A 23,420-nucleotide genomic window follows, 5' to 3' on the forward strand; every position below is an offset into this window, starting at 1 on the left:
GTTGCAATATGTTAATGTGTTTGTTAATTTTAATTGTGATCTCAGTAACAATATCTCTACTAAATTTATTTTTTATCGTTATTGATCAGTGTATTAATCTTTTTGTGGATAAAGTGATTGCTCCTGTATTAACCTTTTATTAACCTGATTTTCAGAGTTTATTTTTGTTTACTTATTAATATTTTTATGATTTTTTCTTTGTGGTTGACTGAGGGACGTGCTAGTCTTTTTTATTGTGGTTATAGAGTGAGATAGCACTCGTAAATCAGTAATTAACTAAATAAGAGCCTTCATTACCCATGCATGAATCTCTGACAATTGCATTACTTCAAGCGCGAGAAACCGCGATGGGTTTTTTCCGCCCAATCCTTAAGAGTCATAATTTGACTGAACAGCAGTGGCGTATTATCCGCGTACTGTCTGATAATCGGTCGATCGATTTTTATGATTTATCTTGCCAGACCTGTATTCTTCGCCCAAGTTTGACTGGGATATTGACTCGCATGGAGCGTGATGGCTTGATCTTTCGTCTTAAACCGATGAATGACCAACGAAAACTTTATGTTTCTTTAACCCCGGATGGTCAGAAACTTTATGAAAAGGCGAAAGAGCAGGTGGAACAGGGATATCAGGCTATTGAAAAAGCCTTTTCACCGGAAAAACTGGTTCAGCTTTCAGCTTTGTTGGAAGAATTAATTGCTGTGGGCAATAACTCACAGATAAATACGGAAAAGGATATTAAGTAAATAGAATTTTTATTGAAAATGATAGATGAGAGTTTCCCTCAATCGTAATGTGATTTCATTATTCTTGAGGGATAAGGCAATAATTTCCGCTGGTTAAAACCCAAAGAGTGGTTTTATTTATTGATAGAGAACTGTTGTTTCCTTTCTAAATTAAACTCTAAATGGCGTAATAAGATAAAATTATGCATTTTGTTTTAGTTCAACGCCGAATAAGGAGATATCCTCCGCAATACAGTCGGATATACCGCTGTATCAATAGTTGGATAGCAATATGTTGTTACATTCTTTTTTCCTGAGTTTTTCGGAATTTCCTAGATTATCGGAATTCTTTAAATCTATAGGCTATATAATTATTTGATTTTTTTTAAATTTAATGAAGTAATGAAGGATGACTTGAAGCACTATTTGGCGGATTAATTTGGATTTTTTAAGAAAATTAATTCTATTTTAGATGAATTCGAGGCTTAAATTATATAGGTATCTAGATACGATTTACGCAGGACACCTCTTCAACACTCAATATATTCAATACAGAACGGTTTTAATACCGCGTAGATTGAACATGATGGTTCAAAACGAACTTGATATCGGAGCTTAACCAATCCCCTCAACACTGGAAATCAATAAGAATAATTAATGTAATGCTTTTGCAATTCTGGGAACCCGTGTTTCTGCGCAAGGGTAAGAAAGCGTAAGAGCAAGGAAAAGCCTTACTCAAAGTAGTGGCGTGGCTTTCAATGACATCAGGTTTTGACATGGGACAAAAAACCGAACATTTAGAGTTATTTTGTTCGGTTATCTTCAACCGCCGGGGCAGTATACGGAAAATTTCATCACTTAAAAGAGATTTTTTGTATTTTTTTGTAAAAAATTACTTAATTTTTTGATTTCAAATAGAAATTATTTCTTTCATTACGAATATTGTGGCCTGTTAAAAGCTCTTTTTCTGAGCGATTTAATATTCATTTTCTTATGCCAAAGGCAGAAATCCTGAAACCAAATGGCATAAGTCAGAAGTGATTTCATAAAGTGAATATTTATATTCATATATTTCATCAAGTTAATAACCGAACAAAATAACTCTAAATGACCAGTAAACGCACCGCCTTGGCGGTCCGATTGTTTAATCTGTCATGGTGTTGTTTTAGGCAAAATGTATTCAGTAGATGTAGATAAGGAATAGATGAAATGAAAAAGCAAATTTTGAAGACTTGTGTGGCAGCAGCACTGTGCTTAGGGGGAATGTCGCAGGCGTTGGCAATTAATGTTGGTGGTGCTGGTAATACCCTGACAGTGAACTCAGAAGTGACCGCGCCAACTTGTGAATTTGACGCAATGCCTCCGGTCAATCTTAAGGCTCTGGCATCAGACTTGAATAATGTTGTTAATAAGGCTGTAGTAGGTGAGCAAGATGTCCAGATTAAAGTGAAAAACTGCCCTCAGTGGAAGAGCAATGGCGGTATTTCAAACGTTAATTTGACGGTTAGCGGTACAGCAGTAGATACTGATTTCTTTCAGCTTAAAAATGGTGTTACTCCAATCACTGATTATGCGGTTAGCCTGAAAGCTGGTAATGCAGAAGTGAAACCAAACGCAGTAATTAACCTAAAAAATAACGATGCGCTAGCTGATGCTGCTGATAATACCATCACACTTAAGGCAGGACTGGTCAAGCTTGGTTCAACATCGGTAACAGCAGCAACCTCCTCTGCGAACCTAACTGTAGCAATAGCCTATCAATAATCAACTCCGTTAGGCACTAGGGACACATAGCTGTGGAATTGGACAGGGAGGTCCAATTCTTGCTTACGTATCACCAACACAGACACATTCAGGTGACTCAGTGAAAAAATTCATGACAGCAATGATGGTGGCCAGTCTATTAGGCGGCACGGTCACCGCCGCGAAGGCTGGAGGGGTAAGTATTGATGCCACTCGCATTATCTACCCGGCGGACCGTCACGCCGCCACCGCTTCACTGCGTAACAGCAGTAAAGAGACCGTCTATCTGATGCAAGTGGCAGTCAGTACTGCTCCTGAGCGGAAAAAGGCCGCTCCGTTTGTAATAACACCTCCCCTGTTTCGTATGGAGCCAGGCAGCCAAAATCAGGTGCGTATCATCAAAACTGGTCAGACCCTGCCGACCGACCGGGAATCCCTATTCTGGTTTACCGCGAAAGCCATCCCATTAAGCCATGAATCCGACAAACATTCCCGGCAGAGTGTTTCCGGCGGAATACAGTTTGCTCTGGCCCACACAATTAAATTGATGTATCGCCCGTCAGGGCTGCCGGTTTCTTCGGAGCAAGGATTTGGTTCACTGCGCTTCAAACCGACAGCCGAGGGGATAACGGTCACGAATCCGTCACCCTATTACATCACCTTCGCCTCCCTGAAAATAGGCGGGCAAGAGCTGATGACAAAGCAACAGAAAGAGAACATGGTTTCTCCGTTTTCGGCCCTGTCTTTCCCGCTCAAGGGGGTACATTACCCGGCCAAAGTAAGCTGGACGGTGATTAATGACCTCGGAGGATCATCATCCTATAAAGGGGAGATACCGTAATGCGCAAATCGTGGACTTTTATCAGACGGACAACCCTGGCCGGTTTGCTCTGTACCGCCCCCCTGCCCGGAGGTGCGAGCACCAACACGGCAGAACTGACGCTGGCATTAACGCTGGAACAGCCAACCTGTGAACTCAACGTGCAGACATCCCGTGTCGAGTTTTCATCCATTCCGCTTAACGAAGTGCAACGTAGTACGGAACATATCGCAGCGGCGGACAACAAGCCTGTTACGTTGGCATTGTCAGGCTGCGCGGGATCAGCCCGAGCGGGCCGTACCCCAGCGATTAAAATAGCCGGCCCCACACCGGAAAACCACCCGACGTTATTTCGGGATAAATCTTCCTCTGTGGCGGGAAACGTGGGATTTGGCCTGCGCTATCAATCACCGGGAGGCGGACTGGGAAGCTACCTGAAAAATGGCGATTATGTGGATTTGGCATCACCGGGTAGCGCCGTTAAAGACGGTCAAATCACCTTCCAGATGGATATGCGACATGAATCCGGCACGGCTGTCCCCACCCCCGGTGAACTGACCGCGCACATTCAATTTCAATTTGACTACCACTGAGTGTCGTTCAGGTATCAGGAGGCGTTGTGGAAACAGGTCGGGTACGCACAACGCGGTACAGGTTGGCGCCACTACTATTATTCTGGCTGGGGTTAGGCGTGATCAGCGCAGAACCCTGTCAGGCCGCCGGTATCAGCCTGAATAAAACCCGGGTGATTTTTACCCAGGGGGCGCGGGCGCAGATGCTGACAGTGGTCAATACCACGTCTCAGGCGTGGCTGGTTCAGGTGAGAATCACGGGCGATCAGGCGAAAACCGCCCCGGCGTTTGTGGTGACGCCGCCGCTGTTCAGGCTGGAGGCCAACAGTCAGAACAGTCTGCGTATTTTGCCGACGTTTAATCGGTCCCCCTTTCCGGTGGATCGGGAATCGCTCGGGTATGTCCAGATGAACGCTATCCCCGCCGCCCATCAGATGGCGAATGAGCATACTCGGGATCAAGCATCGATGAGCGTGGGCATGCGAATTAAGTTTTTCTGGCGACCGCAGGGCTTGCCGATGTTGCCGGAAGAGGCGTATGGACAGCTCCGCTTTCAGTCGCAATCCGATGGCGTTAAGGCGTGCAATCCCACGCCGTATTTCCTGTCACTGGACAGCCTCACGCTGGACGGACAGGCGCTCGATCTGAATCGCTATCCCTCCATGATAGCGCCACGGGATTGTGTGACCTATGCCGGACAGCAGGACAAAAAATCGGTGAGCTGGTCGATGATTAATGATTACGGCGCGGCTTCAAACCGGTTTACCGCCAACGTGGCGCGTTAAATTCGCCCTTGTTTTATCCAGAGGTGGAAAGTGAAGAGAGTCAGTAACGGGCATAAACGGGCGCATTGGGCGGTCATGATGTCTCCCTTTTGTTTCGCCCTATTGCTAGGAAGCCTGTTTAAGGCGCAGGCGGCTGAGAATCAGGGATTATCGTTCTCCCCGATGCAGTTGTCTTATGTGGCTAAAGACAGTCCGGGCGGCGTGACCCTCAGTATGACCAATCACACGGCGCAGGGCTATCTGGTACAGGGATTTGTCAGCCCGATGGACCCCGATACCGGTCGCTTTGACACCAAAACCGGGCACGTTCCCCCTTTTGTTGTCCTGCCGCCGTTAAAACGGGTCGAAGCCGGTGGGAAATTTTCGTTCCGTATTCGCCAGCTTGGCGGGTCGTTACCGCCGGATCGGGAATCGGCCTTTGTGATCTCGCTGCGGGCTATCCCCGGCGTCGCCGTGCCGGAGATGGGAGCCTCTAAACACCAAACCGGCAAAAACTCGCAAGTACAGGTCGCCTTACAGATGAATATTCGGCTGTTTTATCGTCCTCAAGGCGTCCCCGCCCGGGATAACGCCACGGTGGCTAAACAGGTGAAATTTTCCCTTCAAGGAACGCAGTTGCGGGTGGAAAATCCCACGCCCTATTTTCTGACCTTTTCGGTCCTGAAAGTAGGCACACAGCATGCAGATGACCATACTCGCCAGACGATGGTGCCGCCAAAAGGCATACAAACCTATTCGTTTACCGCCGGGGGAGCGGGACCGCTGGTCTGGCGTTTTCCCGGCGACAGTCAGGATCGCCACGTCCCGTTATAACCCCGCCGCATCGGCGGACGGTGTACCGGCAGAGTGACCTCAATATCAACAAGCACAGGCTTAATTAGAAGCAGAGATGAGCTATGGCAATAAACACTTTATTTCCGTCTGCACTGCGGGCGGGTAACCAACGCGCGTCCGGTCAACCGGGCGGTTTCCGGCCCCGTCCGGTCTACCTATGTCTGCTGTGTTCACTGACGGCAACGGCCCTGCCCGCCTCGGCGCGGGAATACTTTAATCCCGCATTCCTGATGGGCGCTGACGGTGAACGCAGCCATGTCGATCTCTCGGCGTATGAAAACGCGGGCTATGTCGCCCCCGGACGCTATCTGGTCGATGTCTACTTGAACCAGAATAAGGTGGACAACCGCGAGATTGAATTCAGGCTGGTTAACGGCCATCTCCAACCAGTATTAACCGTCGCACAACTGGAAGGGTACGGGGTCAATACCCGCGGATTACCGGCTTTTAAGGGTAAAGCGGACGACAGCCTCATCACGGATCTGGCGAAAAAGATCCCGCACGCCAGCGCGACTCTGGATTTCGCCCGGTTGCGTCTGGATCTCAGTGTCCCGCAGGTCGCCATGCAGCCTCATTACTCTGGAACGGTTGACCCATCACTCTGGGATTCTGGAATCCCGGCTTTTTTAATGAACTACACTGTCAACGGTTCGGAAGGACGTTATGACCGCCAGGGAAACGGGGAAGGATCACGTTCCCGTAATCTGTTTGCTTCTTTTCGTAACGGGTTGAATCTGGGGCCGTGGCGTCTGCGCAGCACGCAAACTTACAGTTACAATCGTCAGCGCAATGAGGGCGCCTCCGGTTTTTCCACGCCGGCACAGACCCAATGGCAGGTGAGCAATACCTATCTACAACGTGATATTCCCTCACTGCGCAGTGAGTTCACGGCGGGTGAAACCTATACTGGCGGCGATATTTTTGACAGCATCCCGTTTCGGGGCATGAAACTGGCTTCGGAGGAGGCGATGTTACCCGACAGTCAGCGCGGTTTCGCCCCGGAGATAACCGGTGTGGCGAACTCCAATGCGCAGGTGACGGTATCCCAGAATGGCAATATCGTGTATCAAACTACGGTGGCGCCGGGGCCGTTTCGGTTCACCGACCTCTATACCACCGGGAGTGCGGGCGACCTGACGGTAACCGTCAAAGAGGAAAATGGCCGCACCCGCGTCTCGACAATAGCCTCTTCATCTGTCCCGGTGATGCAGCGTCCCGGGGGCGTTAAATATGAATTGACGGCCGGTCAATATCACGGCGGCAGCCTTACCAATGGCAACCGTTCCCCGGTATTTACGATGGGTACGCTGGTCTATGGTTTGCCCCACAGTATCACCCTGTATGGCGGGGGATTGGTCGCAGGCAACTATCAGTCAAGTGTATTAGGCTCGGGGATTTCGTTGGGGGCGTTCGGCGCACTGTCTGCGGATGTGACGCTGGCCCGCGCACAGTTGCAGGGGAGCAAGGATCAGGAAGAGGGCGGGCAATTCGGCCAGTCTTATCGCGTGAAATATTCCAAGAACCTGATCAGTACCGGCACCGGCATTGATCTGGCCGCCTACCGCTATTCCACTGAGCATTACTACAGTTTCAGTGATGCTAACAGCATGGGCTACAGCCTGAATGAATATCAGGCGCCGTGGGCGCTTGACCGGCGTCAGAACACCTGGCAGGTGAACCTGCGTCAGACACTGGGACGCTGGGGTAGTCTTTACGCCTCCGGGACGCGCAACGATTACTGGAATGGCCGTACCGACAACAACTTGAGCCTGGGTTACAACGCGATGCTGATGGGGATCAGCTATAACCTGAGCTATAACATTTCTCGGATAAAGGGCGAGGGTCACTGGCCGGAGAACCGTCAGGTCTCATTCAATATGCAAGTCCCGTTCAGTCTCTTTGGGTCATCGTCGGCGTTACGGGGCGTTTATGCCCGCTATACCGCCTCGCGCGACTCGCAGGGCAACCTCTCTCAGCAGACCGGCATCAGCGGCATGTTATGGGATAACCGCCTGAGTTATAACCTCCAGCAAGGCTGGGGGAACAGCGGCCAGCAAAACAGTCGCGCGTTGTCGCTGGGCTATCAGGGCAGTCAGGGAAGCGCCAATCTTGGCTACAATGACAATGCAGACAGTCAGCATTTGACCTATGGCACTTCCGGCGCCCTGTTGATCCATCCTTACGGAATAACGCTGTCACGCTCGCTGGGGGATACCGCGGTATTGGTTCGCGCCCCCGGTGCGAAAGGGGTGACGGTCAGCAACGGCAACGTACAGACCGACTGGCGTGGCTACGCTGTGCTGCCGGGCGGATCGGTCTACCACAAAAACACCATCAATCTGGACCCGTCCACCCTGCCGGAAGGCGTGGATATTGACCAGACCAGCCGCAACGTTTACCCGACCAAAGGGGCGGTAACGCTGGCCAACTATCAGGTTCGGCTGGGCAGCCAGTTGCTGTTGACCCTGACACATCATGGCAAACCCGTGCCCTTTGGCGCCGCCGCGACGCTGGCAGGAAACGCAACTCAGGCCGGCAGCGGCATTGTGGGCGATAACGGCCGGGTTTATCTGAGCGGCATGCCGTCCGCCGGTCATGTGAAAGTTAAATGGGGAAACGGGGTAGATCAACAATGCACCACCCGTTATCAGGTGTCGTCCGATTCCCCCGGGAAACTGGTGCAGGCCGATGCCGTGTGTCTATAAGCGTGACCCTTATATGGGCAGCCTGACCGGTATGCCCGATGAGATATCACCGATATCGTTTTAACATCTGGAGCGCCCCCTAAAGCGAGGTTAGCCCCGGCAGTGAAAGAGCAATGTGAACAGATAAGTAATTTGGAGAGAGAAGGATGTTAAACACTGAACGTTTGTGGGGCGGTCATGCGGCCAACCCCGCGCCAACTATCATGGGACTGGGGGCGTCGCTGCTCTTTTTATTGACCGCGTTACCCCTCCAGGCGGCGGAGACTTATCAGGACTGCGAAACTGAACTGATGAATAAGGTTAGCAATGTAACCGTCACCGGCTATGCCATGATGCCGAACAACAAAGATAAGCGTGATTATTCACGGGATGAAATAGTGGGATATACCACCAGCGGCCCTCTTGACTGGTCGACAACCTGTCGCGTCTCCCCCGATACGCAGCGGATGGCCTACACCGTGGATTCGAGAACCGGCTCATCGATCTCTTTGTTTCCATCGAATAGTGTCCGGGTAGGAAAGGCTGGCGACTTTATGGTTGATATCGGGCAATCTTCACTCTCTTGCCAGACGCACGGTTCACCCGGAACCTATCAATCAACTAGTCTGGTCAAAGGGAATACCGACGTCAGCATTCCCTGCGTCCCGGATGCCAACGGTCTGGTTGATATCAGTGTCCGCTCGGTGACCGGGGCGATTTACCCGGACAGTGACGGCAATTTCAATGCGAAACCGGGCGGCAGTCATTTGTCCGTGGGCGCGATCGGCTGGACTCCGACAGCAATATCCGGTTCTAACAGCATGTTGAAACCCCTGTGGACCACTGTCATCCTCTCATCCGTTAAAAAACCGTCCACCTGTGCCGTTGTCCTTACTCCGTCATCGGTGGATTGGGGAACAGTGAAAAGAGCGGGTAAACAGGCGGGAGATCCACTAGAGTCAGCCAGGCAGATAGGGATAAGCAGCACCTGTTCCGGCGATGAAGATGTCTTTCAAAATTCACGCCTGCTCTACCGGATCGATGGACCCTTTGTGCCGGGGAAACCGAATGCCCTGGCCTCGTCAATAGAAGATGTCGCTTTCGCGTTTACTGATGCGGCCAACAACCCCTTATCACTCAGTACCGGGCACCGAGGAGAAGGGGAGAACGCAAGATACGTTAAACAAGCGGGCGATAGCTACACGGCATCGACACAAGTGTCTGTGGTACCGATTCTGTTGAAGACTGACGGCGCCGGCGGGCTGGCTCGAGCTGTCGCGGTTATTTCAGTCTGGTCGGATGTTCAACCCTCCGCTTAGTTGTTGCCATTGTTGCAGCGCCAGTCGGCGCTGCATAAACCCGCCTTATCCAGCAAGGTCTTATAATAATTCAACTATCTTCTTTTATTATTTCGATGTTGTCGCAAAATTTAGCTATTTGTAAATCAATTCGATGAGTTATTGGTAGATAATAGAATAATTAATCAGTTAATCTACTACTGTTCTTGATTTCATTGGTTAAATTGCAGATCAAGGTCAGCATCAGAAATTATTGTTTTAACCTATTGAATAATTAACGTTAATATTTCCTGTGGGTAGATAATAAATTGCCCGCGAAATATTGTACCTGTTGGGTAATGATGAGTGAGAGTTTCCCGCAACGCTAATGTTATTTCATTATTTTCAAGTGATAGGTCAATAATCTCCGCCGCCTCAAAGCCAAAGAACCGTTTTACTTGTGGATATAGCGCTTTATATAAACTCTCTTTTATAGAAAAAGCGAGGGTAAACGCTTGTTCAAGTGGTAAATGACAATGTTTCAGAAGTTGAATTTCCCTGTCATTGACAATCATTCTTGTGATTTCATCCATATTTTGACGATCGACGATAGCTTCTACATCGACACCAATTAATCGGTTATGAATTTGCGGCGCAGCCAGCACAATTGCACAATGAGTTGAATGAGAAACAGAACCGCAAATACCTTCCGGCCAGATTGGAGCGCGATCATTACCGGAGATCAAATTAAATTCCGGTTGCCCTAATTGCGCTAAAAGTTGTCTGGAGCAATAACGTGCCGCCAGATATTCAGCCCGCCGCTTCTTGACGGCTTTAGCTAATGTAGCAGGGAAGGGGAGATTTAATTGATTGAACAATTCATCGTGATAATGTGAAAGTTCAAAACGAGCTTGCCAGAAATGCACTTGGGGGTTATTAACAACCGTTCCATACTCGATTTGAGTGATAAATCCGTTGTCATATTCTGGCAGCGGCGCTTGATTGGTGTGTATAACTGTCTGTTCCATGTTGATTATCCTGATAATAAAATATCCTACAGTCTATACTTAATATCACTCATATTGAACGGTAAAATGTGCTATTGCATTAGCTTTTCCACCTGTTATTCTATCATCGGTTTGGTAATAGCGGGCATTGAAAGGTAAATTATAACGAGCATTCCTGTCAGAATGACCGACGACAAATGGTTTTCCAATAGGAACGGGTGTTCCCATATATAAGATTTGCACACCAACCCCTTTTGCTGTATTCGTTGCATTAGCGCTGTTTAATTGAATAATACTCTCTGGGGCGCCATTGATTGTTCTTGCTGAAAATGTAATGGTAGGTTCGATTTTTTCTGTGCATTCAATGCCGATATTAAAATCAGCATGGCCGGCAGTTGTTCCTTTTCCTTTAAACGAAGAACTATAAACATCATGAAATCTAACGGTTTGATCGCCAGATAGCGCCATGCAGCCTTGAGCAGTAACATGATATCTTGTTTTGTTTCTTATTGTTATTAGACGGATGCCGTTCGATGTTTGTAATAGGGAAATTATTCCAGCATGTAGTGATCTTCCCGATTTAATTGCGCCTTCTTTATAGAGATAAACATCAATATCACCGATATCTTTCCAGGTGATTTTTTTCTTTTCTGGCGGGTAATAGATATAACTTCTGCCATCCATTGTGGGATATTTCATATTATTTAAGTTACCGGTAGAAGCAACAAAATATAAATAGAGATTATCTATGCCTGTTGTTAACTTTCCGGTCCCATGCTTTGTACTACCGGCTATGCTGGGATAAACACTTTCACCAAAAACCAAATATCCGTTGTCATCACATGAAAAAATAGGATCATTTATATTTAGCCCCATACTGCTAGCTAACTGTTCAGCACTAAATCTGGCGACATGAATACTTTTAGTATTTGATGTATTTAAGTTTAATTTAAGTGAATTTAAATCAAAATATACAGTGCCGCTACTCGTTGTAGATTCTGAGATGCAAGCAGCATGTACTTTATTGATATTAAACAGTAAAACAGCAGAAATTAATAACCGTAAATAAGATTTCATATCTATGCCTGTTGAGATTTATTCTTAATTACTGACAACGCAATTTACTAATAACGCGATTTATTAATAATACAACGAAGCGAGAGTAGCGCCATTATCTTCCCGATATAATTTATTAGTGAAATTAATATGGCAGCTTTATCTAGTGTCTAAATCAGGTTTTAATTCTGCTGTATTATTAACATCACTGAGGAAAATGTCTCTTGTTTCTCATGTTATCGTGATGTTAATAATTTAAGTTAAATTATATGGTTTGTAAAGCTATTTGTATTCAATTGTAAATTGCACTGATGCATTAGCGGTTCCACCTGTTATGGTATCATCAGTTTGATAGTAATGAGCGGAAAGGGGAATAGAATAAACCCCGATCCTACCGGAAGGAGTGACTGTAATCGGTTTTCGCATAGCAACAGGTACTCCTTTATGGATCATTTGAACACCAACGCCTTTAGCTTCTTTTCCTGAACCGTATTTGTTTAATCTAATAACACTATCCTTATCTTTGTCAGGTACTTCTGCAATGGTTTCTCCTGAAAAAACTATGGTAGGAAGAATATTACCTTTGCATTCAATCGATATAAATAAATTTTCAAAATAATAGATCACTGGAAGGGAACTCAGTCCGATTTTTGCGATCTGATCAATTGCCAAAAATCCCAAACCTCAACACGGACTGAGTGATGCCTATCATAGCACCCATACCTCAAAATGAATGCCAGAAAATGAGAAAACTTATCCACAAAACCCGTGATAAGAACTATTCCCGTCGATTGACGGCGTTATTGATGCTCAATGAGGGATTGACGGTGACTTATGTCGCCAAAACCCTTCATGCCGCACGCTCTTCCATCAATCGTTGGGTTGAATGGTTTACATTATATGGACTCGAAGGACTCAACAGTTTACCGGCTGGCCGACCTGCTGTCTGGGATCTCACCCCTCTCTATAGCCTGTTGCTTTTCTTATTACAGCAATCTCCCCAAGAATTCGGCTATCTTCGCTCTCGCTGGAGCCTTGAGCTTATGACTCATACTCTTAATGAATTACTCAACCTCTCTCTGACACAAAGTGTCCTCTATCGTTATTTTGCTCAGGTGGGAATTGTCTGGCGCAGAGCGGCGCCCACGGTAAAACAACCTGATCCTGAACATGAGGAGAAAATGGCAAAGATCGCAGAAGCCAAAGCGAATATTTCAGAAAAACATCCCGTTTTCTATGAAGATGAGGTGGATATTGATTTCAACCCGAAAATCGGCGCGGACTGGTGTTTCAAAGGACAACAAAAACGGGTTATCACCCCGGGAAAAAATGAAAAACATTACCTTGCGGGTTGCCTCAATGCTCAGACAGAGCAAGTCACCTATGTTAAAGGAATAAAAAAGAACTCTGATTTATTTATCAAAATGTTAGATGAACTGAATCATCAATATCCCCATGCGGAAACTCTCACATTAATCTTAGATAACTACGGTATTCATAAAAGTCAGAAGGTAAAGGAGTGGCTGGCACGACATCCCAAATTTACCCTGTTGTTTTTACCCGTCTATTCACCGTGGCTAAATAAAATAGAACGGTTATGGCAATCGCTCCATGAGACAATAACGCGAAATCACCGTTGTCAATTTATGTGACAGTTGCTTAATTATGTTGATGCCTTTTTGGCATCGTTTTCATCACAGCAAAAACCAGGAAGACAAAAAATGAGTGTAGCACTATTATGAAATCTTATTTATAAAAGGAAAAACGTTTACTTGCTGCTTGCCATTTCCCATTGAAATCAGAAATTTTATGGCGGCCTAAAACCAGTTTCCGGTATGGTGTTGATGTCATACAACTGGTATTTTCAATGACATTTTCTTTGTCATATTTGATTCTTATTAACTCTTTATTATCATATGTTGATAAAGATGAAATTAATCCTTTTTTTAATTTATCTCCTGGTGTTAAATCTCCATCTTGGTAAAGGTACACCTGTACTTCACCTATATCCTTTAAACTTAATTTTTTATTTTCAGGATTACTTTTTCCACTTCCAAGGTATTTTACGTAAAAATATATATTATTTGCATTTGTTTTTATCAGGCCGCTATCGTTAGGATTATTAGCAGATGCTATTCTATTTGGTGCTGTTTTAAAGAGAATTGTTGCATCACTGTCACAATTAGCAATAGCTGAGTCAGCTTTAATATCTATTTTGCTAGCTAGTTCCATTGGTCCATATTGTGCGATGAGAATATATGCGTTATGGTTATTACGTGAATTGATAATTTCATTTATATCAACATTTAAATCAATTGCTTTAAAATTCTTGCTTAATTTACATGAGGCAATTGATTTTGTAACATTGAATAATGTTAATAATAATATTGCTAATATAATTAGTTTGTTTCTCATACTTTCCCTGAACAAATACTACTTTAATCACTGACAATGCAATGAAGTCAGAATAATACCATTAATTTTTTGATATAATTTACTATCAAATTGAATATGACAGTTTTGTTTATCGCCTAAATCGGCTGTTAATTTTGCTGTGTCACTCACACCACTGAGGAAAACTTCTCCCTTTTCATTCACCATACCATTAACGCCATTTGGACCCGTAATGACTGTGCCGAATGGAAGTTTCTTACCGTGATGTTGTAAAGTTAAAAATACTCGATGACCAACACGAATAGAATAATCCGCCAATACTAAAGCCCCCTTGGTTGGAATGACCTTTGTGGTTGGATTATCAATATCTACGTCATCACCGAATGTATTGGTATCAAGAGATAACATATTTTCCCGATATTGCGATATATAAGGCACAACGGTATATCCTCGCCAATCTGTACTGATAGAGGTATTATTCAGTACCTTGGCATTGGTTGCTCCGGGGGCACGAATTAAAGCACTGGAGCCGCTTTCGCTAATATTTTGCGCCAGGGTAACGCCATAGGGATGGGCAATAATCGCTCCCTCTAATCCATAATTAACCCGCTGATTTTTTCTATGATCAGTGGTATAGCCTACATTAATTGAACCATATGAACCTCGGTAATATAAACTGGCGGCATTACCTGATTCTTTTTCTTTCTCAGATTTTTCATAACTGTAATTTTGAGAAATAGTATAGTTCAGATTCTGTTGTTCCAATAAAGAGCCGGATAATGTCATTGAATGCTGGTTGCTACCATTGGTGTTATAAGAGGTATCATAATCTACCGATGCACTATGATTATTTGATGGCAGCCATTTATCCAGAGGAATACTGATATTGAATGAAAAAACTTGATCGTTATTAATGTTTGAGCGATTACGATGGTAATTGTAGCTCAATGACAAAGAGATATCACGAATATTAGTGTTATAGGACATAGAATATGACTGATTCTTACTGGTTTTATCTTGCCAGTAATCTTGTTGCCAGGCCGATAATGAAAGGCTGCCATATTGCCCTAAGCTTTGGCCCATTGTTATTTGCATCCGGTTTTTAGGCGCGCTATTTCTGTTATTATCCGTAAATTGGTGGTTATTATTAGCATCGCTGAAGCTGTAATAACCATTGGTATTGTAGCGATAACCTGCCAATGTCACCGTTGTATTAGTTTCAGTAAAACCTTTACTGTAGCGTATTTGATAAGATTGCCCGCTTTTCTTTTCTCCATTTGGGAAATGAGTTGCTGCATTGGTGACATCGATTGATACCGCGCCAATTTTTCCTAAATTATGTCCTAAACCTAATGCATGACTTTGATAGTCAGAAGAAACAATAACTCCACCATAAATGGTGGTGCTATCCCATAACCCGTAAATAGCTTCTGTCTGAATAAATCTTTTTTTACTCGCCTGTTTGCCACCGCTGAATTTACCGATATTAGCAAAATATTTCATTTGACCGGAACGGATCATCAATGGTGAGGCAGCAAAGGGCTGAGTAAATTTTCTGACATTGCCATTCTCTTCATAAATGGATATTTCCAGATCACCATTCAGGTTACTGGGGTAAATATCGGTAATTTCAAAAGCGCCCGGTGGAACAAAAGTTTGATAAATAATATTATCTTTCTGGTGCACTTCTACTCTTGCGTGAGTCATCGCGATACCGCGTACAACAGGCGCAAACCCTTGTTGGCTATCTGGCAACATTTGGCTATCAGACATCAATTTAATGCCATTAAAGGTGAAACTATCGAATACCATGCTATCGGTGGATGTTTCGCCTAATACCAGTCGAGATCTCAATGGTCGAATATCCCGTTCAGCATAGGCTTTAAGCGATTTCCATTCAGATGTTGTACCGGTATGGTTGTAGTAACTATTATGACGAATTCGCCACGGGCCTAAATTAAAGCCACTACGTAAATTCAGATATTGATTCTGTTCACTTTGATTTTTATTCCAGGATTGCATTCCTGTTAAATGATAATTGGTGAAAAACATAGGCAAACCATCGTCCCACTGATCAGGAGAGATATCTCCCCTGATTTGCGATCGCATGGCAGCTTGCGGAAAATTCAACATCAGTGTCAGAGCGCTTAAATCCAGTTCTGCTGACGCCTGTTTAATATATTTTTCCGGTTGAGAAATGATCTCTTGTTCAGCAAGGGATGCTAATTCTGGGAAGCTTGCTGTTTTTACCCCGATTTCTTTCAATAAACTGATAGATAATTCAGGACAAAGTTTATTTCCACAGTCAATAAAGGATAGGCTTTTAATGCCGATATCCTTTTTATTGACGATAACATTAACTTTATAGACGCCTGGAATATGGGAGTCCGTTTTTGCCAGACTTTCCAGATTAATATTTTCTTTGTCTTCGTCTGATAATTGTAATGCATTGATATCGAAATACAGCTCTGCATATGCTGGCAACGATAAACAACAAATCATTAAAACAAAACTGATTATTCTTTTCACAATACACTCATCAGACAATATTATTAGAAATTAAACTGGCGCTCTTCTGTTGTGCCACCGTAATCGTTGATAGCAGTCAGAGTCACGCTTTTTATGCCATTTGGGGCTGAAAATACCTTATGACTAAAAGGGGGAATAAATCCTGGTCTGGGTATTAATGTTCCGTTAATTTTCATCTCATTAAGATTAATGTAATAAGCCGTGGGGTTAGTTAATTGAACACCATTAGCATTACGTGATGCTTCCAAACGATTAATGGCATCATTAGCATCGTTATCAGATAGCCCGGATGGACGATAAATCAATTTGATAATGTTTTTTATCGTGATGATCATCTTGCTATTGTCATTTTTTTCAACTGCCGGAATCGCATTGACATTGAGTAAAAATATCGATTCCCGATCCGCTGGCAGATGATTGCCAATATATGAAACACGAATTTGGTGTTCACTCTCTTTCGACATCTTAAACAATGGAGGGGTAATAACGAACGGTACTTTATTTTGACTGTTATCGATATTATCTACCCACGATTGAACAAGATAAGGTCTTTCTGTATCCGAATTGGTGATAGAAATTGTGGCTTCTTTTTGTGAGCCGTTATAGATCAGGCGAGTTCCGCCTAAAGTAATCCCTGCTTGTACTTGTCCCATAAAAAAGACAAGCAAAAAGGGAGTAATAAAGCGAAGCATTTTTACTCCTTTGGTTATAAATGATATTTTGTTATAAGTTAATTTTAATAAAATATTTAGCTGATTTTATGGATATATAAGTGTGAAGTTTACATCTGATGTAATAGTACCATTACCTACTGTAGCATTGGTTGATTGTAATTTTGCTATAAGAGGGATGCTGGCTCTTCCTCCTGTGATTGTATAGCCAGATACTTTTGTGTTGGCACTTATTTTATCCCCATTAGATTTAGTCAGTAAAATACCGGCACCAGAAACTTTTGTGGAATATAGAGCAGGATCATGAGTGTCTTTTATACCAGAAAATTCAATATCAATATTTGAATCTTTTGGGCAACTAGTTAGTTCTATAGAAAAATCTTTAGTAATTGCTACAGTTCCTGGTGCACTTCCAAAAGCGCTTTTAGATATTTTACCAAAGTTAACTTCTTGATCTTTTCCTCCACTAATAGTACAGCCGTTCTCAAGGATAGAACCTCGGAATTTAATTGTTCCATCATAAGATAACGCACTGAAACTACTAAAAATTCCTAATGCTGCTACTAAAGAAACCAAAATAAAATTCTTTTTCATTTAAAAATACCTTACCTTAATAAATATATTTTTTAGTCTTGCCTATACAATAGAAATATACATCTAACCAATATTATAGTTTAATGGTTGATGATATCATTAAAGTCATTTTTATCATGGTATATAATGCAATCGCATTTTTAACCATTTTTACATATATCTTTAGGTTATCCTAATTTATCATTGTTTCTCACCATGTTATAGTCTGCCTCATCTATATTCATATTATTGATAATAATGTCTGATATTAATTTCTTTTCAGAAAAGAGTTGTTTTATTCTCTAAAATATCATCTATTGTTATAAATCTACTCGTGTTGTTAATAATGATTCTTATTTTTATTAAGATGTTCTAAAATTTTACGACACGATAAGTCTCGTGTTAATAGCAAAATTCTTTTAATGTATTGCTAATAACATAGTGAAAAGTGATTATAGGCAAGGTGCATAGTACATATGGATAAATTCATCTTCACTATTTTTACTGAAATGGAAATTCAATAGCGATATTAATAAAAGTAGTCTATAGCTACTCAACGCAACACACTAGTCTCTTACTCAAAGAAAGTGAATATTCTGATTGGGCGAACCGTAATATGTAATGCCATCGCATTCATGATATTAATACGATCGGATAAACTGCCATCTTAACCACAGTTAAGATAACGAAAATTTCTTCTTATTTTTGTTAGAATCTTAAGTTGATTTCCAATCCAGAGTTTCTTCTTTGTTTTAGGTCTATTTCTCACTCGACGGAAAATAGTATTAACTAAAATATGATCTTTTTCAACAACTTAAACAAAAAAATAGTATTTTTTTTGCAATTAATTAAAATTTCTTTCTATTTCATTGTGTTATAAGATTAAATTAATCGATTGATTGAGTTAATTCAATTAAGAAATAATAATGATGTTTATTTAATGTCTTATTTTTCATCATGATATAAATTAGACAAATTGATTCATTTTTGTCTTATTATTAATTCGGATATTCCATTGCTATTAGTGTGGCTGTATATTTCATCATCAAAATCATTAATCACAGTTTTAGTCATGGAAGAAATTAACCGGGCTGGAATCGAGCGTTAACAGATGTCAATCTATGTGGTGTATACATTTAGCGTTTCTGTCTGGTGGAGTGACATTGAAACAGTTAACAAGTTACTGTGCATTCGCATGAATAAGTGCAAATAACTTTACCTACAGCTTGATTCGAATAATAAGAGTGTTTTTTCTGGAGAGAGCAATTTAAAAACTGCCTGATAGATATCTTCCAGAGGAATATTGTTGACATTTTGGGGATCATAAAGTGTCACACATTGGTTTTCAGAAGCAAGGGGAGTCCAATTCTCCGGCTTAGTGACACCATAGAGAGCAACCAGTTTTTTGTCTAATGCGGCGGCTAAATGGCATATTCCACCATCACCAACAATAATCAGATCTGTGCTGTTGAGAAGTGACAAAAAAGAGTGTAGTGATTGACATTCGACTATCTGAGTTTGGTCTCCTATCATTGCAAGTAACTTCTCAGCATGTGATCTGTCATGTCGAAGAGTGGAGATAATAAATCTCACATCTGGAAAATGATTTCTAATTTTCTGGGCAATTAATGCTATCCGTTCATGAGTAATACAGCTACTTTGCCGATTATTTGAGACAGAAAATAGGATAGAGGGAGAGCCATATTGTTTAATTGACAGTAAATATTGAGATGGAATTTTAGGGAATAACTCAGAGGGTAACTTGTTTATTCTAGAATCAAATATCTTTAATATTTTGAATGATTGGTGATATCCCTTAATATGCTGCGGACAGGTTGGGTAATTGATTAGCTTTTCGTGCCATTGATGCGATTGTGTTACAGCATAACGTTTTTTGGCCCCTAAAAGCCATAAAAATAGGTTATTCAGTTTCATGGGAGTGGGCTTTGCTGAAATGGCGATATCAAAATGTAATTTACGCCATTTCAACGCGGTTCCCAGAGTAGTGATATATTTATTTCCTTTTGGAATAATGTGTGTAATTACTTCTGGACAGAGATAATCGGCTAATTCATTGTTGTTAGATTCTATAAATAGATGAATCTCAGCTATGGGAAATTTATATTGTAAATATTTGATTAATGGCTGAGTACAAATTAAATCACCAAGACCATTACGGCGTAAAATTGCAATTTTCATTTGTTGTTAACTAACATATGGAAAAATAGTGCTAATAATATTGTAATTTTCGATACCTTGAAGTGATTATGGTAACTTTTGTATCCGCGAATTGCATACCGTAAGTAATACGGAAATTCTTAGAATCGCTTACATCCTTGGATAAGCCCAGATCCTGGGCGGCGGCTTTGAAGCTGCCTAGTTCCACAACACGCCGGAAAACGCTGATTGCTCTTAACTTGTCCATAAGCACCACTGTTGAATGGGTTTAACTGATAGGTGTGTCAATAAACTGAGATAAACAATTATGTTTGACCAGATGTTATCTTATATCATTCTGTTATCGAAGCATGCAGCTCACCAAATATTAGCCAACTAAATTTAGTCAAGTCGTACTCTCCAGTATTGATAAACCAGTTTATTGATGTTTACAGGCGGAGAAGTATCCCCCCGCCTTCATATTACTTAGCAATGTGTATTGTTGATTAAATGAGGGAATAAATATGAGCACTCAAGATAAAAAAACTGAGATAAAAGCCTTAGAAGATAATCTAGTAGTAGTGCCAACACCTGAATATGTTAAAGATTCAATCAAAAGCGCGATTGAAGAGCACGCACAGAGCAGGAACCACCCTTACGCAACATTGGAAGATAGAGGGTTTGTTACTCTAAGTAATGATGTCAGTAGTGATAGTGAAACTCATGCGGCAACATCTAAGGCAGTGAAAGTAGCATATGATCTGGCAAATACAGCTAATCAAAACGCCATCAAAAATAATGCTAATTTCTTGGAGAAAAAGCAGAACGGGGCGGATGTTCCTGATAAAGCGGAGTTTGTGAAGAATCTCGGATTACGGGAAACTGTGGAACTGGCGAAAAATTCGGTGCCTAATAGCAGGAAAATTAATGGAAGGGCACTGACTAATGATGTCTCTTTGAATGCTGCTGATATCGGAGCAATGAATGCTACCAGTTTGGGAACCATTGGAAACGATAGTCGGTTTAGTAATTATGTATTGAGTGGATTCTATAAAGTAGCTGTTTCAAATCCGTCTTCCGTCCCAGATTTTCCGCTGCTTTCCGCAGGATATTTATATGGAGATGGAATTTTGGAAGCATTGAACGGAGGTAACGTTATTTTCCAGCGTTACACATCTCATCATGGACAAGAAGCCGTTCGGCAATCTTGGGATAAGGGAAACACATGGGGTGGGTGGGTTAGCCAATTGGTTAGAAGTTCAACACTTTTGGAAACGGCGGGATGGATTCAAGATCATAACACAGGGGTCATTACGGCATGGACGACAGGTGAAATCGCGACAGCAGAACTCTCAATGCAGGTTCCGTTACCAATAACTTTTCCAACAGGTATTTTAAATGTTCAGGTGTCAACCAAAGTACCTAAATACGACGTCTACGCTGACGGTTTTTGGCAAGTTATTGATTGGGATAAGGCATCAGTCACTGTGGAGCTGCAATTAGTTGCAACTGGTGCATATAATCGTCAATATCGACCTATGATTTATGTTGTGGGGTATTAAATGAGGTATATTTATAGCCCAAAATCAAATTCATTTTATCCGGTTGAACTAAAACAGCGATATATGGCTTCTGACTCATGGCCTGAAGATGGTATTGAGGTAAGTGAGAAAATTTATTTAGAATTCGCGTCGAATAGTCCACCGGTAGGAAAGCGCCGTATTGCCGGCTCTGATGGGTTACCTGCATGGGGTGACATTCCGCCACCATCTCAAAAAGAACTGCAACGTTCGGCAGAACGAAAAAAGCAGCATCTGATGTTACAGGCCGCAAATACTATCGCACCGTTACAGGACGCCGTTGATTTGGATATTGCTACGGATAAAGAACAAACCACACTAACTGAATGGCGTAAATACAGGGTGTGGCTCAGTCGAGTGGATTGCTCAATTGCCCCTGATATCGTATGGCCGGAACAACCAAAGTGATGACAGGGGATGTAATCGCAAACGTCGTTGTTATTGATCTCATACCAATCTAGGCATGGATATGTGACTGCTCCCCGCCGTAAAAAACATATTGCAGGGGAAACGAAAATAACACTCTGGCGAGGAATTAAACTGGGTTAATGATTATGATTCATAATGAAAGGAACAAACCCCGTTATTTTCAACGAGGTTTGTCAGCGGTCTGAATGGCTGTGATTTCTCACAGCCATTGTTTTTGCATCACGTTGTCAACTCAGCGCGGTCAGTTTACCGCGCTGCCCGCAAGTTTCTTCAGCTCTGCAAGGATTGCGTTATACAACTTCCCGACGGTAGCAGTATCAACCAGCGCCGCGTCGACAGGGGAAGCGATCTTCCCGTCTTCCGGCTCTCTTTTTCCCCCTCCATAATGGATTGTCGCCACAGTTTTACTGTCCGGTGAAAGGCGGTTGCACTTGCGAAACGTATAGTGATCGCCTCGCGCAGCTTCATTATCGAACAGGTACCGTTCAGCGGTGGGTGGCGCTTTCGTCACCAGGAGCACTGTACCTGCGGCGCTCAATGTGACGATCAATCCACATGAGTTCCACAGTCGGTTGTGCCAGCGGGGTTCATAAGCGGGCTGGCCAGGATCTCTAAGCCAACTCATGACTACCGAGTTTGGCGGGATCATCGAACCTCCATCTTTACCTTCCCCTTCAATGTCCATGAAGGCGTAGGCCGCCCCCCCAGTCGTAGTGCCGTAGCGGCACCCGAGATTATTATTATATATGTATTGAGCTTCTATGCGTGTTAGTGACATGACTGTTTCCTGATTGTATGAAATGGACTTTAGCTGTGTTAGTGGTTTTAATGTTAATTATTATTAATTATATGTGTCGTCGACATCTCTCTTTAAGATTGTTCCCCCTCCCCGTTTGCTGTTGGTATTAGGCTGATGAATGCCTATAGAGAAAGATTTGGTCACTCAGAAAGGGAATGGCCGCACTCTATTTCAGGTCTCTTATAACATTACAAAAGGTATAGGATTAAAGATAAAATACGTCAATGTTTATAATGTATTTATTTGATGCAAGCATACCGGCCGCGCTGTATTGGCAATGGTTAAGCGGTGAGAGCCACGTCCTGTAGCATATATTGATATCAATCTGGATATTGCCGGGCGTGAGTTGATGCTGTATATCGATGTTGAACCAGAAGAGGCGAAATGTTAATCAGATAAAACAAAATCTCTTCGCTGTTGCCTGGACTTGTTTTTTCTGTACAAATTCCCTGTTGTAAGATAGGGAATTTTTTTGAGCTGATACAATCACTCATAATTAACTTTCTTCTGATCAATGAGGAAAGTTGAGTAACCAACATACAACATCGTGTTAATTAATTCATTGATTTTGGTTTGGATGGTTTGGCAGTTGCAATAGAACTTGTAAGTATTGCATTCCAGCAAAAAAAGGATTCCTAAATTTTTAGGCATCCTAGCTTGATAACCCTTATGTTCGATTCAATACAGAAGTACTGAAAAGTTAAACTAACTACAGTTATACATTCGGGTTCTTCTATTGGTCGCCCGTTAAGTTTTTATCTCCCAACAAGCGCACTTTGAATTGG

At 42.8% G+C, this 23,420-nt stretch carries 20 protein-coding genes and 1 pseudogene; 11 read left to right on the top strand and 10 right to left on the bottom strand.

The window, feature by feature from the left end; genetic code table 11:
* Positions 1–299: 299 nt before the first annotated feature.
* The 5 genes from hpaR (at position 300) to B0X70_RS05325 (ending at position 4,645) form a co-directional block, all read left to right on the top strand.
* Positions 300–746, top strand: a complete 447-nt coding sequence (hpaR, locus tag B0X70_RS05305; protein ID WP_036779317.1) for a homoprotocatechuate degradation operon regulator HpaR — start codon at positions 300–302, stop codon at positions 744–746.
* Between the two features lie 1,188 nt (positions 747–1,934).
* On the top strand, positions 1,935–2,489 hold the full coding sequence (locus B0X70_RS05310; protein ID WP_217471060.1) for a fimbrial protein: 555 nt from the start codon (positions 1,935–1,937) through the stop codon (positions 2,487–2,489).
* Positions 2,490–2,589: 100 nt separating this feature from the next.
* Positions 2,590–3,309, top strand: a complete 720-nt coding sequence (locus B0X70_RS05315) for a fimbrial biogenesis chaperone (RefSeq protein ID WP_217471061.1) — start codon at positions 2,590–2,592, stop codon at positions 3,307–3,309.
* Positions 3,309–3,881 carry a fimbrial protein gene (locus tag B0X70_RS05320; protein ID WP_217471062.1) on the top strand — a complete coding sequence of 191 codons (573 nt, stop codon included), beginning with the start codon at positions 3,309–3,311 and terminating at the stop codon, positions 3,879–3,881. Before B0X70_RS05315 ends, B0X70_RS05320 begins: the two co-directional genes overlap by 1 nt.
* 98 nt (positions 3,882–3,979) lie before the next feature.
* Positions 3,980–4,645: a fimbrial biogenesis chaperone gene (locus B0X70_RS05325; protein WP_246593438.1), complete on the top strand. Its 666-nt coding sequence runs from the start codon at positions 3,980–3,982 to the stop codon at positions 4,643–4,645.
* 147 nt (positions 4,646–4,792) lie between these two features.
* On the opposite strand, the gene B0X70_RS24995 is transcribed toward B0X70_RS05325, so the two are convergent.
* On the bottom strand, positions 4,793–4,951 hold the full coding sequence (locus tag B0X70_RS24995; RefSeq protein ID WP_246593556.1) for a hypothetical protein: 159 nt from the start codon (positions 4,949–4,951) through the stop codon (positions 4,793–4,795).
* On the opposite strand from B0X70_RS24995, the gene B0X70_RS05330 reads away from it, so the two are divergent.
* From B0X70_RS05330 to B0X70_RS05340, 3 genes are all read left to right on the top strand, one after another.
* Positions 4,886–5,458, top strand: coding sequence for a fimbrial biogenesis chaperone (locus B0X70_RS05330; protein WP_246593521.1), 573 nt, complete (start codon positions 4,886–4,888; stop codon positions 5,456–5,458). The two genes, B0X70_RS24995 and B0X70_RS05330, sit on opposite strands and share 66 nt — an antisense overlap.
* 83 nt (positions 5,459–5,541) lie before the next feature.
* Positions 5,542–8,184 (top strand): fimbria/pilus outer membrane usher protein, encoded by a 2,643-nt coding sequence (locus tag B0X70_RS05335; RefSeq protein WP_217471065.1) that lies wholly within the window; start codon positions 5,542–5,544, stop codon positions 8,182–8,184.
* 233 nt (positions 8,185–8,417) lie between these two features.
* Positions 8,418–9,482, top strand: a complete 1,065-nt coding sequence (locus tag B0X70_RS05340; RefSeq protein WP_246593439.1) for a hypothetical protein — start codon at positions 8,418–8,420, stop codon at positions 9,480–9,482.
* A 242-nt stretch (positions 9,483–9,724) separates the two neighbouring features.
* On the opposite strand, the gene B0X70_RS05345 is transcribed toward B0X70_RS05340, so the two are convergent.
* From B0X70_RS05345 to B0X70_RS05355, 3 genes are all read right to left on the bottom strand, one after another.
* Entirely contained in the window at positions 9,725–10,468 is a 744-nt protein-coding gene (locus B0X70_RS05345) for a 4'-phosphopantetheinyl transferase family protein (protein ID WP_217471066.1), read from the bottom strand.
* A gap of 45 nt (positions 10,469–10,513) precedes the next feature.
* Complete coding sequence (locus B0X70_RS05350; protein ID WP_217471067.1) at positions 10,514–11,524, bottom strand: fimbrial protein; 1,011 nt, start codon at positions 11,522–11,524, stop codon at positions 10,514–10,516.
* A 261-nt stretch (positions 11,525–11,785) separates the two neighbouring features.
* Entirely contained in the window at positions 11,786–12,175 is a 390-nt protein-coding gene (locus B0X70_RS05355) for a fimbrial protein (RefSeq protein ID WP_217471068.1), read from the bottom strand.
* Between the two features lie 29 nt (positions 12,176–12,204).
* Here B0X70_RS05355 and B0X70_RS05360 point away from each other — a divergent pair.
* Positions 12,205–13,245 (top strand): annotated as a pseudogene (locus B0X70_RS05360) (IS630 family transposase).
* A gap of 4 nt (positions 13,246–13,249) precedes the next feature.
* Here the strand turns inward: B0X70_RS05360 and B0X70_RS05365 are convergent.
* The 5 genes from B0X70_RS05365 to B0X70_RS05385 form a co-directional block, all read right to left on the bottom strand.
* A complete protein-coding gene (locus B0X70_RS05365) occupies positions 13,250–13,918 on the bottom strand; it encodes a hypothetical protein (RefSeq protein ID WP_217471069.1) in 669 nt (222 codons plus the stop codon).
* Positions 13,919–13,945: 27 nt separating this feature from the next.
* The gene (locus B0X70_RS05370; protein WP_246593440.1) at positions 13,946–16,426 is read right to left on the bottom strand and encodes a fimbria/pilus outer membrane usher protein; all 2,481 of its coding nucleotides are present in this window, start codon (positions 16,424–16,426) and stop codon (positions 13,946–13,948) included.
* A 23-nt stretch (positions 16,427–16,449) separates the two neighbouring features.
* A complete protein-coding gene (locus tag B0X70_RS05375; protein ID WP_217471071.1) occupies positions 16,450–17,118 on the bottom strand; it encodes a fimbrial biogenesis chaperone in 669 nt (222 codons plus the stop codon).
* 66 nt (positions 17,119–17,184) lie between these two features.
* Positions 17,185–17,691 carry a fimbrial protein gene (locus B0X70_RS05380; RefSeq protein ID WP_217471072.1) on the bottom strand — a complete coding sequence of 169 codons (507 nt, stop codon included), beginning with the start codon at positions 17,689–17,691 and terminating at the stop codon, positions 17,185–17,187.
* A 1,194-nt stretch (positions 17,692–18,885) separates the two neighbouring features.
* Positions 18,886–19,869 (bottom strand): glycosyltransferase family 9 protein, encoded by a 984-nt coding sequence (locus B0X70_RS05385; protein ID WP_040150317.1) that lies wholly within the window; start codon positions 19,867–19,869, stop codon positions 18,886–18,888.
* Between the two features lie 482 nt (positions 19,870–20,351).
* Here B0X70_RS05385 and B0X70_RS05390 point away from each other — a divergent pair, with 482 nt between their 5' ends.
* Positions 20,352–21,389, top strand: coding sequence for a tail fiber protein (locus B0X70_RS05390; RefSeq protein WP_217471073.1), 1,038 nt, complete (start codon positions 20,352–20,354; stop codon positions 21,387–21,389).
* On the top strand, positions 21,390–21,815 hold the full coding sequence (locus B0X70_RS05395) for a tail fiber assembly protein (RefSeq protein ID WP_040150320.1): 426 nt from the start codon (positions 21,390–21,392) through the stop codon (positions 21,813–21,815). It abuts the gene before it with no gap.
* Between the two features lie 262 nt (positions 21,816–22,077).
* Here the strand turns inward: B0X70_RS05395 and B0X70_RS05400 are convergent, their stop codons facing one another.
* Positions 22,078–22,614, bottom strand: coding sequence for a hypothetical protein (locus B0X70_RS05400; protein ID WP_040150322.1), 537 nt, complete (start codon positions 22,612–22,614; stop codon positions 22,078–22,080).
* Positions 22,615–23,420 lie beyond the last annotated feature (806 nt).

Origin of the sequence: Photorhabdus akhurstii, assembly GCF_019090985.1 — a bacterium.
GTDB classification, from domain to species: domain Bacteria; phylum Pseudomonadota; class Gammaproteobacteria; order Enterobacterales; family Enterobacteriaceae; genus Photorhabdus; species Photorhabdus akhurstii.

Coding starts and splice junctions, on each gene's coding strand:
- hpaR (WP_036779317.1), top strand. CDS start 300: ATGCATGAATCTCTGACAATTGCATTACTTCAAGCGCGAGAAACCGCG.
- B0X70_RS05310 (WP_217471060.1), top strand. CDS start 1,935: ATGAAAAAGCAAATTTTGAAGACTTGTGTGGCAGCAGCACTGTGCTTA.
- B0X70_RS05320 (WP_217471062.1), top strand. CDS start 3,309: ATGCGCAAATCGTGGACTTTTATCAGACGGACAACCCTGGCCGGTTTG.
- B0X70_RS05335 (WP_217471065.1), top strand. CDS start 5,542: ATGGCAATAAACACTTTATTTCCGTCTGCACTGCGGGCGGGTAACCAA.
- B0X70_RS05345 (WP_217471066.1), bottom strand. CDS start 10,468: ATGGAACAGACAGTTATACACACCAATCAAGCGCCGCTGCCAGAATAT.
- B0X70_RS05350 (WP_217471067.1), bottom strand. CDS start 11,524: ATGAAATCTTATTTACGGTTATTAATTTCTGCTGTTTTACTGTTTAAT.
- B0X70_RS05365 (WP_217471069.1), bottom strand. CDS start 13,918: ATGAGAAACAAACTAATTATATTAGCAATATTATTATTAACATTATTC.
- B0X70_RS05375 (WP_217471071.1), bottom strand. CDS start 17,118: ATGCTTCGCTTTATTACTCCCTTTTTGCTTGTCTTTTTTATGGGACAA.
- B0X70_RS05380 (WP_217471072.1), bottom strand. CDS start 17,691: ATGAAAAAGAATTTTATTTTGGTTTCTTTAGTAGCAGCATTAGGAATT.
- B0X70_RS05385 (WP_040150317.1), bottom strand. CDS start 19,869: ATGAAAATTGCAATTTTACGCCGTAATGGTCTTGGTGATTTAATTTGT.
- B0X70_RS05390 (WP_217471073.1), top strand. CDS start 20,352: ATGAGCACTCAAGATAAAAAAACTGAGATAAAAGCCTTAGAAGATAAT.
- B0X70_RS05395 (WP_040150320.1), top strand. CDS start 21,390: ATGAGGTATATTTATAGCCCAAAATCAAATTCATTTTATCCGGTTGAA.
- B0X70_RS05400 (WP_040150322.1), bottom strand. CDS start 22,614: ATGTCACTAACACGCATAGAAGCTCAATACATATATAATAATAATCTC.